The 15731-nt window shown below is 66.8% G+C and carries 10 protein-coding genes; 5 read left to right on the top strand and 5 right to left on the bottom strand.

Annotated features, from left to right (window positions below; genetic code table 11):
- Window positions 1-11: 11 nt before the first annotated feature.
- Complete coding sequence (gene rpsG, locus ACOBQB_RS32085) at window positions 12-482, bottom strand: 30S ribosomal protein S7 (RefSeq protein ID WP_003974303.1); 471 nt, start codon at window positions 480-482, stop codon at window positions 12-14.
- Window positions 483-484: 2 nt separating this feature from the next.
- Window positions 485-856, bottom strand: coding sequence for a 30S ribosomal protein S12 (rpsL, locus tag ACOBQB_RS32080; protein WP_003948652.1), 372 nt, complete (start codon window positions 854-856; stop codon window positions 485-487).
- A 402-nt stretch (window positions 857-1258) separates the two neighbouring features.
- Here rpsL and ACOBQB_RS32075 point away from each other — a divergent pair, with 402 nt between their 5' ends.
- The 5 genes from ACOBQB_RS32075 to ACOBQB_RS32055 all read left to right on the top strand — a co-directional run bounded on the left by ACOBQB_RS32075 (window position 1259) and on the right by ACOBQB_RS32055 (window position 7089).
- Window positions 1259-1969: a Crp/Fnr family transcriptional regulator gene (locus ACOBQB_RS32075; protein WP_423596699.1), complete on the top strand. Its 711-nt coding sequence runs from the start codon at window positions 1259-1261 to the stop codon at window positions 1967-1969.
- A gap of 115 nt (window positions 1970-2084) precedes the next feature.
- Window positions 2085-2828: a hypothetical protein gene (locus tag ACOBQB_RS32070; RefSeq protein ID WP_423596697.1), complete on the top strand. Its 744-nt coding sequence runs from the start codon at window positions 2085-2087 to the stop codon at window positions 2826-2828.
- Between the two features lie 56 nt (window positions 2829-2884).
- Window positions 2885-4960, top strand: a complete 2076-nt coding sequence (locus tag ACOBQB_RS32065) for a hypothetical protein (protein ID WP_423596695.1) — start codon at window positions 2885-2887, stop codon at window positions 4958-4960.
- A 162-nt stretch (window positions 4961-5122) separates the two neighbouring features.
- Window positions 5123-6007, top strand: a complete 885-nt coding sequence (locus ACOBQB_RS32060; RefSeq protein WP_423596693.1) for a hypothetical protein — start codon at window positions 5123-5125, stop codon at window positions 6005-6007.
- Between the two features lie 191 nt (window positions 6008-6198).
- On the top strand, window positions 6199-7089 hold the full coding sequence (locus ACOBQB_RS32055; protein ID WP_423596691.1) for a M48 family metalloprotease: 891 nt from the start codon (window positions 6199-6201) through the stop codon (window positions 7087-7089).
- Window positions 7090-7167: 78 nt separating this feature from the next.
- On the opposite strand, the gene ACOBQB_RS32050 is transcribed toward ACOBQB_RS32055, so the two are convergent.
- From ACOBQB_RS32050 to rplL, 3 genes are all read right to left on the bottom strand, one after another.
- Window positions 7168-11082: a DNA-directed RNA polymerase subunit beta' gene (locus ACOBQB_RS32050; RefSeq protein ID WP_127910227.1), complete on the bottom strand. Its 3915-nt coding sequence runs from the start codon at window positions 11080-11082 to the stop codon at window positions 7168-7170.
- 98 nt (window positions 11083-11180) lie between these two features.
- Entirely contained in the window at window positions 11181-14666 is a 3486-nt protein-coding gene (gene rpoB / locus ACOBQB_RS32045) for a DNA-directed RNA polymerase subunit beta (RefSeq protein ID WP_423596689.1), read from the bottom strand.
- A gap of 576 nt (window positions 14667-15242) precedes the next feature.
- Window positions 15243-15626 (bottom strand): 50S ribosomal protein L7/L12, encoded by a 384-nt coding sequence (rplL, locus tag ACOBQB_RS32040; protein ID WP_030782597.1) that lies wholly within the window; start codon window positions 15624-15626, stop codon window positions 15243-15245.
- Between the last annotated feature and the right edge of the window lie 105 nt (window positions 15627-15731).

Raw genomic sequence — 15731 nt, 5'->3', positions numbered from 1 at the left:
GTGGGGAGCGACTACCAGCGGTAGTGCGCGAAGGCCTTGTTGGACTCGGCCATCTTGTGGGTGTCCTCGCGCTTCTTCACAGCGGCACCCAGGCCGTTGGAGGCGTCGAGGAGTTCGTTGAGCAGACGCTCGGTCATGGTCTTCTCGCGACGGGCGCGGGAGTAACCGACCAGCCAGCGCAGGGCGAGCGTGTTCGCACGGCCCGGCTTGACCTCGATCGGGACCTGGTAGGTCGCGCCACCGACACGGCGGGACTTGACCTCAAGGGTCGGCTTGATGTTCTCGAGCGCGCGCTTCAGCGTGATGACCGGGTCGTTACCGGTCTTCTCGCGCAGGCCCTCCATGGCGCCGTACACGATGCGCTCGGCGGTGGAGCGCTTGCCGTTCAGCAGCACCTTGTTGATGAGGGAGGTCACCAGAGGAGAACCGTAGACCGGGTCGATGATGACCGGGCGCTTCGGGGCGGGGCCCTTACGAGGCATTCTTACTTCTCCTTCTTGGCGCCGTAGCGGCTGCGGGCCTGCTTGCGGTTCTTGACACCCTGGGTGTCGAGGGAACCGCGGATGATCTTGTAGCGAACACCAGGCAGGTCCTTCACACGGCCACCACGCACGAGCACGATGGAGTGCTCCTGCAGGTTGTGTCCCTCACCCGGAATGTAGGCCGTAACCTCGATCCCGGAGGTCAGACGCACACGCGCGACCTTACGGAGGGCCGAGTTCGGCTTCTTCGGGGTGGTCGTGAACACACGCGTGCAGACGCCACGGCGCTGGGGCGAACCCTCGAGTGCGGGCGTCTTGTTCTTCTCGACCTTGTCCTGCCGGCCCTTACGGACCAGCTGCTGGATCGTAGGCACTACTTCTCCGGTTTCTGTGTGCCGAATAGTAAAGCTAACCTGGAACGTTCCCGACCCACGCGGTCGGGTGTGTCGAATGCTGCAAACTCCCGCCGCGAGGCGGAAAGGGGCGCAGATCGCGGTGGCCTTGTTGACGGACTCGCGATGCGGTTGAAGACACGCGCACGAGCCCAGGCACACCCCAGGCACAAGGTCTGAGCGTACCTACCTCATCGAGTCTGGTCAAAACAAATGCGGTGGGGGCCGACACGCCGGACTTGTCCCCTCTTCGCCACGCCCGTCACCTGGGCTCCTCGCACGATCCAGCCGTTCGCTGTTCAACGGGAGTCGGTTTCAGCCGTTGTCTCTCGCTCCATGGCCGCCTTCATTACGTTCGGGTCGGCCTGAAGAGCGGGGGAACACATGGAGACAGCCCACACGACGGGCGACGGGGGGCTCGACGACCGGGTGCCCTTTCTCGCCCGGCTCGAGCAGAGCGACCGCGGCGCGTTGCTCGCCATCGGCCGGTCCCTGGCCTATCCGTCCCGCGACGTCATCATGCGCCAGGACGAGCCGTCCTCCCACGTCCTGCTCATCCTCCGCGGCTGGACCAAGGTCACCGCCACGGCCGCCAACGGTTACGAGGCCCTGCTCGCCCTCCGCGGTCCCGGCGACATAGTCGGCGAGGGGGCTGCACTCAGCGGACGCCATCGATCGGCGACGGTGACGGCTCTGGAGCAGGTCGAAGCCGTAGGCATCGAGCAGAGCCGTTTCACCGCGTTCCTCAGCCGCAACCCCCAGGTGGCGCTGAAACTGCTCGGGCTCGCCACCGACCGGCAGCGCTCGACCGACCGCCGTCGGCTGGAGTGGGCCGCCCTCACCGTGCGCGAACGGCTCGCCGTCCTGCTGCTGGACCTCGTACGGACCCATGGCACCCGCACCGACGAGGGCATAGCGCTGACCATTCCGCTCAGCCAGCACGAATTCGCCGGCTCGGTCGGTGCCTCCCGGGAAGCGGTTGCCCGGCTTCTGAAGGAGCTGCGGGACAGACGGATCGTCGTCACGAGCCGCCGCAAGATCGTCGTCGTCCGGCCTGACGTGCTGCGCCGCATCGTCGGAAGCGGATCCATGTAGCCGTGGCCGTCTGTGCACGCGGTCACAGTTCGTACGCGTCATCGGCCCTCTGAGGATCACCCCCGGCCCGCCATCGTGCTGGTCGACGGAGTTTTCCGACCGACGAGAGGCAGACATGTCCGAGCCCGTGAACCGCACCATCCTGCTCTTCGACATCGAAAAGTTCGGCACCCGGGACGACGTGGAGCAGGCCTTCCTCCGGCGGCTTCTGTACGACGTCGCGGACGGTTCGCTGAACGCCGCGGGTGTCAGCGAGACGGCGCGGCTGCGCACCGACCGGGGCGACGCCGTCGTCGAACTCATCGACGCCAACGTTCCGGTGTCGACACTGGTCAAGGCGTTGCTCACCGAAACCCCGATGCTGTTGCACGCGAAGAACCGGCTGATCGCCCGCAGCACCCGGATGCGGTTGCGCATCGTGCTCGCCGCCGGGTACGTGGCCCTCGACGAGAAGGGGTGGGTGGGGTCGGACCTCAACCACGCCTTCCGCCTCCTCGACGCGGACCCGTTGCGGGAAGCGTTGAAGTGCGCCGACGGCAGCAGTGTTCTCTGCGTCTCCGACAGCGTGTACCAGGGTGTGGTGCGACACGGGCACCACGGACTGCGGCCCGAGGAGTTCCACCAGGTCACTGTGCAGGCCAAGGAAGGCCCCACGAGCGCCTGGCTGCACCAGGTCCCCTCGGCCGGGCGGAACGCCGGAGGAACGCCCCGGCCCGGGTCGCCCGCCTCCGGCAGTTCCTTCACCGGTGTCTCCGGAAACCCACAGATCATGGGCTCGCAGTACGGGGTGGCGGGCGGTGACGTCAACGGCAACCTCTCGTTCGACTTCCGCGGCCACGGCCAGGGCGGAAACCAGTGAGTCAGGAGGGGCAGCCCCCGGCGGGAAGGCCGTCGAGGGGTGACCGTCCGGACAAGGTGGAGAAGCCCGGCAAAGGTGCCGCCCCGGGGGACGGGGGTTCTGGCGACGATGGACAGGAACAGGATGAGTCGTCGCAGGGCTCCGGGGAGCGGCAACCGGCCTGGGCCGCCCGCCGCGACCTCATCGACCACACCCCGGAAACCCTCATCACCCGCGACCAGTTCGGGGTGGTGGGTGGCCATGTCGCCGGCGACGTCATCTTCCAGCTCGGCTCACCGGGCTCCGGCACGTCCCTCCGCACGGCGTCCGGCCACGTCCCTCAGGGCCGCCTGGAGGAACTGCTCCCCGTCTATCGAAGTTGCCCGAGCTTCGAGGAGGCCTTGGTACGGCTCCGGGACGAGCGCATCGTCATCCTCCGGGGCAGCCGTGCCACCGGGCGCCGGTCCGCCGCGCTGATGCTGCTGCACCGGCTGGGCGCCCACCCGGTCCGGCTGCTCGAACCGAGCACCGCCCCGGCGGCACTGCCGGACGCCCTGGACGGTGCCACGGGCTTCCTCCTGCGTGATCTGACCACCAGCCGCAGCAAACCGCTGCTGGAACCCCACGTGCTGGCCATGCGTGAGCAGCTGGCGCGGCACGGGGGCCTGTGCGTGGTCACGGTGGAGACATCGTCCATATTGCTCGACGTCTCTTGTGTCACTTGGGAGCCGCCACCGGTCGAACAGATCCTCGCCGCTCATGTGGTTCACCTGGTCGGCGCTGAGGCCTGGCAGCATCTGCGTCGGGCGCAGCCGGTCGAGGAGTTCATCGCACGCACCCACCAGCCCGGAGAGACACGGGAGTTCGCCGAACAGCTCGCCGCCCACCACCGGGGTGAACTCGACGAGGAGAAGCTGATCGACTTCGCCCGGTCGGCACTGGCGGACCGCGTCACCCGGTGGCTGACCGCGCCGGAGAAACCGAACGGTGACGAGCTGCGCGACAAGGCGTTCCTCATCTCCCTCGCCGTCTTCGACCGTGCTCCGTACGCCACCGCCGCCGAGCTCGGCGACAACCTCTTCGTCCAGCTCCAGGAGACAGCCAATCCGCACGAAGCACCCCGTATCCCGATCTTCGGAAGTTCCATTTCCTCGCGGCTGGAGCTGGCCCACGCCCTCGGTTCCACTCGAGACGACGTCACGGAGTGGGGCCCTGTCCCCCAGTACTCCATCGAGTTTCAGGACTCCGATACCGCTCGCGTGCTGCTGCGGGAGGTGTGGACCGTCCACCCCTCGACCCGGCCCGCCCTGGTCCGTTGGCTCCGGCAACTCGCGGCAGATGGCCGCCCACTGGTCCGCACCCGTGCCGCTGCCGCCACCGCGCTCCTCGCCAAGGCCGACCTTTCGTCCGCCATGGCACATCTGATCGAGCCCTGGGCCGGCGGCAAGTCGTACAACGGCTGGCTCACCGCGGCCAACGCACTCAGTCTGGCAGGGCTGATCGACGTGGAGGGCGTCCACCGAATCCTGCACACCTGGTGCACCGGCGAGCACGCCAGTCGCCGCTGGACCGCCATCCGTGTCTACGGCCTCCTTGGCCCGAGGCACCCTGAGGAGGCGCTCGGAGCCCTGCTCGACGCCGTACGCCTGGAGAACGACGAAGAGGAGGAAGCGGGCCAGCTCGCCGAAGCGACCCAGCTGTTGCTCCTTGCGGCGCGCGGACCGGTGCTCAGGCAACTCGTGCCGCTGCTCCACGACGACCCCACGGTGCACGACCATGTGCTGCGAGCCTTCGGCCTTGCCTGCCGGGAGACGGAGGAAGGCACGAAGCGTCCTCTTGTCCTGCAGTGGTACTCCAGTGCCCACACCGACCCGGGCAGTGACGAGGACGGACTTCTCGCCGCCCTCTGGCGTGCGGCTCTGGCCGATCGCGCGCATACCGACAGCGCTCTGGACACCCTCCAGCGGTGGATTCGCGTGGCGGAGTACGACCGGCAGGTCGAGGAGGCGCTGGCGTTGTTGTTGCCCGCACTCGTCGTCCCCGCCACCAATCAGCACCGGATCAGCTACCTCCTGCGCACCGCACGAGAGGCGGACGGCAGTCCTTTGCGCGTCACAGGCCGCCTCCAAGCAGCCGCCCCAGCACTTCCATGAGCCCCCGAGGAGCCCGCCGTGGCGAACAGTCATGAACCGTCGGATAGACAAGAGTTCGAGCTTCCCCTCCCCCCTTCCCTCACTCCTTCCCTCACCGAACAGCCTGCCGGGCCCGGGAAGCTGGAGCGGGTCGCACCGCTCGAACGGCGGGATCGTCCCCACGTGTGCGATCGCCCCACCGGCCTCACCGACCCCGTCCTGGCCGTGCGCCACCTATCACGCTATGAGCTGACGGGCCGACGCTTCCTGGGCCGCGCGGACTGCGCCCTCGTCCTGGCCGGGGCCGGTGACACGTACGAGACCTTCCTGCCTCCCCGGCGCCCCGCCGGCCTCCGCGGCCATACCGCTGTGTACGAGGTTGACATGGGGGTTCAGCCGTTATGCCTTCGCATCCGGCTCCCCAGCGAGATCGACAGCTTCGAGTTCGACACCACCTTCGACCTCACGTGGCAGGTCGTCGACCCCGAATTGTTCGTCATCAGTCACGAACGTGATGTACCAGCCTTGCTGAACCGGGTGCTCCAACGGCTGGCGCGTCCGGTGACACGGAACTTCCCCATCTCCTCCAGTGCCGATGCTGAAGCCTCCGTACAACGGCTGCTCGACACATCTACCGACATCGCGGCCAGGCAAGGCCTCCGTATGGAAGGCACGGCGCGGCTGGAGCGGGACCCGAAGCTGCGCCATCTCGAACAGGAGCAGGAGCTCAGAACTCGGAAGCTCGGCTTCTACCGGCACCATCTGGCCCGCGGCGGGCTCGACGCCCTGCTTCTCCATCTGTCCGAACACCCACAGGACACTCGCCTCGTCGTGGACAACCTGCGCGCCGACGAACTCAAGAAGGTCGAGAACCAGCTCCAGCTCATCGACCGCGTCCTCCCGGACGGACCTCTGGAGAAGTACCAGCTCGAAGAACCGCAGCGCCTGGTCCTCGCGCTCTTCAGGTCCGCTCTGCGACAGGCGAAGTCAGGACCGCTCCCTGAAGAAGACCCGCCACCCGCATCGGTCATCCCCTTGCCCGCACGGCCGAGCGCCCCTCGCCCCTAGCCCCTAGCTCCTAGCTCCTAGCCCAGGGAGGGAACACCATGTCCCAACCGTACGAACCGGAGTATCCCGAGCCCATACCCTCGGCGACGGACCACCGCCACGAACCGTCCTTCGGTCCCCCGCCGCCCCGTAACACCGCCTCCGGCCCGGGCCGCATACACATCGCGGCCCCTCGCCGGAGCGCCGATGCCATGGCCATCAGCTCCCTCGCCTTGCATCTGCCGCACACAGTCGCCGGGCTCGCGGTCATGACCTGTCTCGGCTACCTGGTGGAGAGCTGGACCCGTTTTCCCGTCTGGGCCACGGCTGGGGGCTGGCTGCTCAGTGGCATGCTGATCTTTCACCACCCCGCCGAGTCCTTTCTGGCGCGCCACATGCTGGGCTACCGGCCGCCGTCACTCGCCGAGCAGGACCGGATCTCTGCGTCCTGGGACGACGTCACGGCTCGTTTCGGAGTGGAAAGCACCGCTTACCGGCTCTGGATCCACGAGAGCGGGAACCTCAACGCAGAGGCCCCCGCCGGACGCATCGTCGCCGTGACATCGGCGGCACTGCGGCTGCCCCCCGGCCAGCTTGGCGCTGTCCTCGCCCATGAACTCGGCCACCACGTCACCGGGCACTCCTGGACCGCGCTCCTGGCCTTCTGGTACGCCCTGCCCGCCCGGCTCATCTGGCAGCTCGTTCGTACACTGCACCGGCTGACCAAGCCCTTGCGTCCCAGCACGCCCACCAGGAGGGCCCTGAAAGCCAGGAACCAACTCCTCCTGGTCACGACCCTCCTCACGCTGGTGGTGGTGTATCTGTTCCCCTGGCTGGCTCTGCTGCCCCTGGTCCCCGTGCTCCTCGCCGCAGTCAAGCGGCGCACGGAACTGCGCGCCGACCGCTCCGCCGCCGCCTGCGGATTCGGCCCCCAGCTGGCCTACGTGCTCGAACAGTTCATCACCGAAGAGGGTGGGTCGAAGCTCTCCGCCCCACCCGACACCGAACGGTTCCGCCCGGTGGCCTCGCTGCTCTCCTCACACCCGGACCACCACACCCGTCTGCAGAGCCTTCAGCGCTACCTCGAAAGTCCCCGAAGCTGAGAACGCCGAAGGGCGGCCACCCCGCAAAGCGAGGCGACCGCCCTTCAACAAACCCAGGCCTTACAGGCCCTACCGGCCCTACTGGTTGTACGGCCCGTAGTCGTAGTCCTCCAGCGGAACAGCCTGACCGGAGCCCGTGCCGAACGGCGAGTAGTCGATGTCGTCGTAACCGACGGCCGAGTACATCGCTGCCTTGGCCTCCTCGGTCGGCTCCACCCGGATGTTGCGGTAGCGGGACAGGCCCGTACCGGCCGGGATGAGCTTACCGATGATGACGTTCTCCTTGAGGCCGATCAGGGAGTCGGACTTGGCGTTGATCGCCGCGTCCGTCAGGACCCTGGTCGTCTCCTGGAAGGAGGCCGCGGACAGCCACGACTCCGTCGCCAGCGAGGCCTTGGTGATACCCATCAGCTGCGGACGGCCGGAGGCCGGGTGGCCGCCTTCCGTCACGACGCGACGGTTCTCGGTCTCGAACTTCGAGCGCTCGACGAGCTCGCCCGGCAGCAGCTCCGCGTCGCCGGACTCGATGATCGTCACGCGGCGCAGCATCTGCCGGATGATGATCTCGATGTGCTTGTCGTGGATCGACACACCCTGCGAGTTGTAGACCTTCTGGACTTCGCCGACCAGGTGGACCTGGACCGCGCGCTGACCGAGGATCCGCAGCACGTCGTGCGGGTTGGTGGCACCGAAGGTGAGCGGCTGGCCCACCTCGACGTGGTCACCCTCGCGCACCAGGACCTTGGCACGCTTGGAGATCGGGAACGCCGTCTCGTCGCTGCCGTCGTCCGGGGTGACGACGATCTTCTTGGTCTTCTCGGTCTCCTCGATACGGACGCGGCCTGCCGCCTCCGAGATCGGGGCGACACCCTTGGGCGTACGAGCCTCGAAGAGCTCGACGACACGGGGCAGACCCTGGGTGATGTCGTCACCGGCCACACCACCGGTGTGGAAGGTACGCATCGTCAGCTGGGTACCGGGCTCACCGATGGACTGGGCGGCGATGATGCCGACCGCCTCACCGATGTCGACCAGCTTGCCGGTGGCGAGCGAGCGGCCGTAGCAGAAGGCACAGGTGCCGACCGCCGACTCACAGGTCAGGACCGAGCGGGTCTTGACCTCCTCGACGCCGTTGGCGACCAGGGCGTCGATGAGCACGTCACCGAGGTCGACGTTGGCCGGCGCGATGACCTTGCCGTCGATGACGACGTCCTCGGCCAGCATGCGGGCGTAGACCGAGGTCTCGACGTTCTCCGTCTTGCGGAGCACGCCGTCCTCACCCTTGACCGCGATCTTGAGCTTCAGACCGCGCTCGGTGCCACAGTCCTCCTCGCGAATGATGACGTCCTGGGAGACGTCGACCAGACGACGGGTGAGGTAACCGGAGTCGGCGGTACGCAGAGCCGTGTCCGCCAGACCCTTACGGGCACCGTGGGTGGAGATGAAGTACTCAAGGACCGAGAGGCCCTCACGGAAGGACGCCTTGATCGGACGCGGGATCGTTTCGTTCTTCGCGTTCGACACCAGACCACGCATACCGGCGATCTGCCTCATCTGCATCATGTTTCCTCGGGCACCCGAGTCAACCATCATGAAGATGGGGTTGGTCTTGGGGAAGTTCGCGTTCATCGCCTCGGCGACCTCGTTGGTCGCCTTGGTCCAGATCGCGATGAGCTCCTGCGTGCGCTCGTCCTTGGTGATCAGACCGCGCTCGTACTGCTTCTGGACCTTCTCGTCCTGCTCCTCGTAGCCCTTGACGATGGCCTTCTTGGCCTCGGGCACGACGACGTCGGAGATGGCCACGGTGACACCGGAACGGGTCGCCCAGTAGAAGCCCGCCGCCTTCAGGTTGTCGAGCGTCGCCGCCACGATGACCTTGGGGTAGCGCTCGGCGAGGTCGTTGACGATCTCGGAGAGCTGCTTCTTGCCGACGGAGTAGTCGACGAAGGGGTAGTCCTCGGGCAGCAGCTCGTTGAAGAGCGCGCGGCCCAGCGTCGTACGCAGCCGGAAGCTGTCGCCCTGCTGGTAGGCACGCTCGTCACCGAAGTCGTCGCCCTCGGCGCTGACCGGCGGGGTCCAGCCGCGCGGCGGGATGGTGCCCACCGGGAAGCGGATGTCGACCTTCGCCTGGAGCGAGAGCTCACGGGCGTCGAACGCCATGATCGCCTCGGCCGTGGAGCCGAAGGACCGGCCCTCGCCGATGACCTTGCGCTCTTCCTCATCGGTGGTGAGGAAGAACAGGCCCAGCACCATGTCCTGGGTCGGCATGGTGACGGGACGGCCGTCGGCCGGCTTCAGGATGTTGTTCGAGGACAGCATCAGGATGCGGGCCTCGGCCTGCGCCTCCGCGGAGAGCGGCAGGTGCACGGCCATCTGGTCACCGTCGAAGTCCGCGTTGAACGCGGTGCAGACGAGCGGGTGGATCTGGATGGCCTTGCCCTCGACCAGCTGCGGCTCGAAGGCCTGGATGCCGAGGCGGTGCAGCGTGGGCGCACGGTTCAGCAGAACCGGGTGCTCGGCGATGACCTCTTCGAGGACGTCGTACACGACCGTGCGGCCGCGCTCGACCATCCGCTTGGCGCTCTTGATGTTCTGCGCGTGGTTGAGGTCGACCAGGCGCTTCATCACGAACGGCTTGAAGAGCTCCAGCGCCATGGCCTTCGGCAGACCGCACTGGTGCAGCTTCAGCTGCGGACCGACGACGATCACGGAACGCGCGGAGTAGTCCACACGCTTGCCGAGGAGGTTCTGACGGAAGCGGCCCTGCTTGCCCTTGAGCATGTCGGACAGCGACTTCAGCGGACGGTTGCCGGGGCCCGTGACCGGGCGACCACGACGGCCGTTGTCGAAGAGCGCGTCGACGGCCTCCTGGAGCATGCGCTTCTCGTTGTTCACGATGATCTCGGGCGCGCCGAGGTCGAGAAGCCGCTTCAGGCGGTTGTTGCGGTTGATGACGCGGCGGTACAGGTCGTTCAGGTCGGAGGTCGCGAAGCGGCCACCGTCCAGCTGCACCATCGGACGCAGGTCCGGCGGGATGACCGGCACGCAGTCGAGCACCATGCCCTTGGGGCTGTTGCTGGTCTGCAGGAACGCGGAGACGACCTTGAGGCGCTTGAGCGCACGGGTCTTCTTCTGGCCCTTGCCGGTACGGATGATCTCGCGGAGGCGCTCGGCCTCCTCGTCGAGGTCGAAGGACTCCAGGCGCTTCTGCAGGGCAGCGGCACCCATGGAGCCGTCGAAGTACGTGCCGAAGCGGTCACGCAGCTCGCGGTAGAGCAGCTCGTCGCCCTCCAGGTCCTGGACCTTGAGGTTCTTGAAGCGGTTCCACACCTCGTCGAGACGGTCGATCTCGCGCTGGGCGCGGTCGCGCAGCTGCTTCATCTCGCGCTCGGCGCCTTCGCGTACCTTGCGGCGTACGTCGGCCTTGGCGCCCTCGGCCTCAAGCTCGGCCAGGTCGGTCTCGAGCTTCTTGGCGCGGGCCTCCAGGTCGGAGTCGCGACGGTTCTCGATCTGCTGACGCTCTACGGAGACGTGCGCCTCCAGGGACGGCAGGTCGCGGGTACGACGCTCCTCGTCCACGAACGTGATCATGTACGCCGCGAAGTAGATGACCTTTTCGAGGTCCTTCGGGGCGAGGTCCAGCAGGTAGCCGAGGCGCGACGGAACGCCCTTGAAGTACCAGATGTGGGTGACGGGAGCGGCCAGTTCGATGTGGCCCATCCGCTCGCGGCGCACCTTGGCGCGCGTGACCTCTACGCCACAGCGCTCACAGATGATGCCCTTGAAGCGGACACGCTTGTACTTGCCGCAGTAGCACTCCCAGTCTCGGGTCGGACCGAAGATCTTCTCGCAGAAGAGTCCGTCCTTTTCGGGCTTCAGGGTGCGGTAGTTGATGGTCTCCGGCTTCTTGACCTCGCCGTGGGACCACTGTCGGATGTCGTCCGCGGTGGCAAGGCCGATCCGCAGCTCGTCGAAGAAGTTGACGTCGAGCACTTTGTCGTCAATCCCTCTTTCGGGGTCGAGTCTCAATCATGGTCTGTACGGGTCCGGGGCAGGGCCGGGGCCTCACGAGGAGGCCCCGACCAGACCCGTCAGACCTCTTCGACGCTGCTCGGCTCGCGCCGGGACAGGTCGATGCCGAGCTCCTCCGCCGCGCGGAAGACGTCCTCGTCGGTGTCGCGCATCTCGATGGACATGCCGTCCGAGGACAGCACCTCCACGTTGAGGCAGAGCGACTGCATTTCCTTGATGAGCACCTTGAAGGACTCAGGGATGCCGGGCTCGGGGATGTTCTCGCCCTTGACGATGGCCTCGTAGACCTTCACGCGGCCGGTCACGTCGTCGGACTTGATCGTCAGGAGCTCCTGAAGGGCGTACGCGGCGCCATAAGCCTCAAGCGCCCACACCTCCATCTCACCGAAGCGCTGACCACCGAACTGTGCCTTACCACCCAGCGGCTGCTGGGTGATCATCGAGTACGGGCCGGTCGAACGGGCGTGCAGCTTGTCGTCGACCAGGTGGTGCAGCTTGAGGATGTACATGTAGCCGACCGAGATCGGCTCCGGGAAGGGCTCACCCGAGCGGCCGTCGAACAGCGGCGCCTTACCGGTCGGGAGCACCATGCGCTCGCCGTCGCGGTTCGGGATCGTGTGCTCAAGCAGACCGGCCAGCTCGTCCTCGCGCGCACCGTCGAAGACGGGGGTCGCGACGTTCGTGCCGGGCTCGACCTTGTCGGCACCGATGACCTGAAGGCGCTGCGCCCACTCGTCCGCGAGGCCGGAGACGTCCCAGCCACGGCTGGCGAGCCAGCCGAGGTGGATCTCCAGGACCTGTCCCGGGTTCATTCGGGACGGGACACCCAGCGGGTTGAGGATGATGTCGACCGGGGTGCCGTCCTCCAGGAACGGCATGTCCTCGATCGGCAGGATCTTCGAGATGACGCCCTTGTTGCCGTGACGGCCGGCGAGCTTGTCACCGTCGGTGATCTTGCGCTTCTGCGCCACGTAGACACGAACCAGCTGGTTCACGCCCGGCGGCAGCTCATCGCCCTCTTCGCGGTCGAAGACGCGGACGCCGATGACCTTGCCGATCTCGCCGTGCGGCACCTTCAGCGAGGTGTCGCGCACCTCGCGCGCCTTCTCACCGAAGATCGCGCGGAGCAGGCGCTCCTCGGGCGTCAGCTCGGTCTCACCCTTGGGCGTGACCTTGCCGACGAGGATGTCGCCGGCGACGACCTCGGCACCGATACGGATGATGCCGCGCTCGTCGAGGTCGGCGAGGACCTCCTCGGAGACGTTCGGGATGTCCCGGGTGATCTCCTCCGGGCCGAGCTTGGTGTCACGGGCGTCGACCTCGTGCTCCTCGATGTGGATCGAGGAGAGGACGTCGTCCTGCACGAGGCGCTGCGACAGGATGATCGCGTCCTCGTAGTTGTGACCCTCCCACGGCATGAACGCCACGAGCAGGTTCTTGCCGAGGGCCATCTCGCCCTCTTCGGTCGCGGGACCGTCGGCCAGGACCTGGCCCTCGATCACGCGGGCGCCCTCGTCGACGACAACCTTCTGGTTGACGGAGGTGCCCTGGTTCGACCGGGAGAACTTGGCAATGCGGTACGTGGTGTACGTGCCGTCGTCGTTGGTGACGGTGACGTAGTCCGCGGAGACCTCCTGGACCACACCCGCCTTCTCGGCCTTGATCACGTCACCGGCGTCGACCGCGCAGCGGTACTCCATGCCGGTGCCGACGAGGGGGGCCTCGGCGGTGATCAGCGGCACGGCCTGACGCATCATGTTCGCGCCCATGAGCGCGCGGTTGGCGTCGTCGTGCTCAAGGAAGGGGATCATGGCGGTCGCGACCGACACCATCTGGCGCGGCGAGACATCCATGTAGTCGACGTCCGTGCCGGGCACGTAGTCGATCTCTCCGCCACGGCGGCGGATCAGGACGCGGGCCTCGGCGAAGTGGAGGTCGTCCGTCAGCGGCGCGTTGGCCTGCGCGATGACGAAGCGGTCTTCCTCGTCGGCCGTCAGGTAGTCGACGTCGTCGGTGACCTGGCCCTCGACGACCTTGCGGTACGGCGTCTCGACGAAGCCGAACGCGTTGACGCGGCCGTACGAGGCGAGCGAACCGATCAGACCGATGTTCGGGCCTTCGGGCGTCTCAATGGGGCACATGCGGCCGTAGTGAGACGGGTGCACGTCACGGACCTCGAAGCCGGCCCGCTCACGGGAGAGACCACCCGGGCCAAGCGCCGACAGGCGGCGCTTGTGGGTGAGACCCGACAGCGGGTTGTTCTGGTCCATGAACTGCGACAGCTGGCTGGTGCCGAAGAACTCCTTGATGGAGGCGACGACCGGCCGGATGTTGATCAGGGTCTGCGGCGTGATCGCCTCGACGTCCTGGGTCGTCATGCGCTCGCGGACGACGCGCTCCATACGAGCCAGACCCGTGCGGACCTGGTTCTGGATGAGCTCGCCCACGTTGCGCAGACGGCGGTTGCCGAAGTGGTCGATGTCGTCGGTCTCGACGACGATCGACGTGCCGCTGTCGCCAACGGTCTCGGTCTCACCGGCGTGCAGCTTCACCAGGTACTTGATCGTGGCGATGATGTCCTCGACCGTGAGGATGCCCGCGTCGAGCGGAGCGTCCGCACCCAGCTTCTTGTTGACCTTGTAGCGGCCGACCTTCGCGAGGTCGTAGCGCTTGGGGTTGAAGTAGAGGTTCTCAAGCAGCGTCTGAGCGGCCTCACGGGTCGGCGGCTCGCCCGGACGGAGCTTGCGGTAGATGTCGAGCAGCGCGTCGTCCTGGCCCTGGGTGTGGTCCTTCTCCAGGGTGGCGCGCATGGACTCGTACTCGCCGAACTCCTCCAGGATCTGCTCGGTCGTCCAACCGAGAGCCTTGAGCAGAACGGTGACCGACTGCTTGCGCTTGCGGTCGATGCGGACACCGACCATGTCGCGCTTGTCGATCTCCATCTCCAGCCAGGCACCCCGGGACGGGATGATCTTGGCGGAGAAGATGTCCTTGTCGGACGTCTTGTCGATCGAGGAATCGAAGTAGACGCCCGGCGAACGGACCAGCTGCGACACGACGACACGCTCGGTGCCGTTGATGACGAAGGTGCCCTTGTTGGTCATGAGCGGGAAGTCGCCCATGAAGACCGTCTGGGACTTGATCTCGCCGGTCTCGTTGTTGGTGAACTCGGCGGTGACGAAGAGCGGGGCGGCGAACGTGAAGTCGCGCTCCTTGCACTCGTCGATCGAGTTCTTCGGAGGCTCGAAACGGTGGTCGCGGAACGTCAGGGACATCGACCCGGAGAAGTCCTCGATCGGGGAGATCTCCTCGAAGATCTCCTCCAGACCGGACTTGGTGGGGACGTCCTGTCCGCTTTCGAGAGCCGCCTCGACACGAGCCTTCCACGCGTCGTTGCCGAGCAGCCAGTCAAAGCTCTCGGTCTGCAGCGCAAGAAGGTTCGGAACCTCGAGGGGCTCCTTGATCTTTGCAAAGGAAATGCGCAGCGGGGCGGTGCTGGCGCCGTTGTTCGTATTCGCGGTCGAGGCAGTGCGCGAGGCGGCCAAGAGGGGGTCCTTCCGAGGGCTCGGACTCACTACGCGCGTACCGGTCCCAAGCCGGCACAGAGACAGAGATCCCAGGTCAGGGAAGCTCCGGTCCACAGTGCTCAAGCGAGGGTATGCCCCTGGTGACGGGCAGGAGGCAGCTAACAGGCAGCGCAAAGGGTCAGTGTAGCCAGTTGGCCCACTGATGTCCAGTGCGGGTTCTGGGAGACCCTCGTTTTTCTCAACCCCTGCTGCAAGCCGCGCCCTCGATGCACATCGATACTGCCCTCTTCGCCGCCGATCCATGCCTCGGATGCGGATCGTTGTGGCGACGCGTCCTGAGAATTGCGCGCTGCGTGCGGTTCGTCAAGGCCCCCCTGCCCCTGACTCTGCCCTGAGTACGTCACCGTCACGGGCCGTCCCGGGGCACAACGAAGATCACCATACTCGCCGCGACCGACAGTGCAAGGCACCCCTGGCGGGAGTGCCCGCGAACGCCGAAAGGCGACCACCCAGATGGGTGATCGCCTTTGGCGTCCCGTGCGTTACAGCGTTTCCGCCATACGAACGGTCAAAAGAGTCGGACGACTCGTGAGGTCACTTGACCTCGACGGAGGCGCCGGCGCCCTTGAGGGCCTCGGCGGCCTTCTCCGCGGCGTCCTTGGCGACCTTCTCGAGGACCGGCTTCGGGGTGCCGTCGACGAGGTCCTTGGCCTCCTTCAGGCCCAGCGAGGTCAGCTCACGCACGACCTTGATGACCTGGATCTTCTTCTCGCCGGCGCCGGTGAGGATGACGTCGAACTCGTCCTGCTCGGCCTCGGCCTCGGCCGGGGCGGCGGCAGCGCCACCGGCGGCAACGGCGACCGGGGCAGCGGCGGTGACGTCGAACTTCTCCTCGAAGGCCTTCACGAACTCGGAGAGCTCGATGAGGGTCATCTCTTCGAACTGCGCGAGCAGGTCGTCCTGGGACAGCTTCGCCATGGTGGCGTCCTTCCACTAATTCGGCGGGTGCCGGGTGTATATGGAGGCGGGCGTACGTTGGGCCCGCGGTGACCGTCGCCTCAGGCGGCGGTCAATGTGCGAGCC

The organism is Streptomyces sp. G5(2025), assembly GCF_049542075.1.
GTDB lineage: Bacteria > Actinomycetota > Actinomycetes > Streptomycetales > Streptomycetaceae > Streptomyces.
Note: the sequence above shows the minus strand (reverse complement) of the source record. Positions and strands in the feature narration are given on the sequence as shown.

What these genes read in the sequence shown, in the direction of transcription:
- rpsG (WP_003974303.1), bottom strand. Translation starts at nt 482, where the DNA reads ATGCCTCGTAAGGGCCCCGCCCCGAAGCGCCCGGTCATCATCGACCCG.
- ACOBQB_RS32075 (WP_423596699.1), top strand. Translation starts at nt 1,259, where the DNA reads ATGGAGACAGCCCACACGACGGGCGACGGGGGGCTCGACGACCGGGTG.
- ACOBQB_RS32070 (WP_423596697.1), top strand. Translation starts at nt 2,085, where the DNA reads ATGTCCGAGCCCGTGAACCGCACCATCCTGCTCTTCGACATCGAAAAG.
- ACOBQB_RS32055 (WP_423596691.1), top strand. Translation starts at nt 6,199, where the DNA reads ATGGCCATCAGCTCCCTCGCCTTGCATCTGCCGCACACAGTCGCCGGG.
- rplL (WP_030782597.1), bottom strand. Translation starts at nt 15,626, where the DNA reads ATGGCGAAGCTGTCCCAGGACGACCTGCTCGCGCAGTTCGAAGAGATG.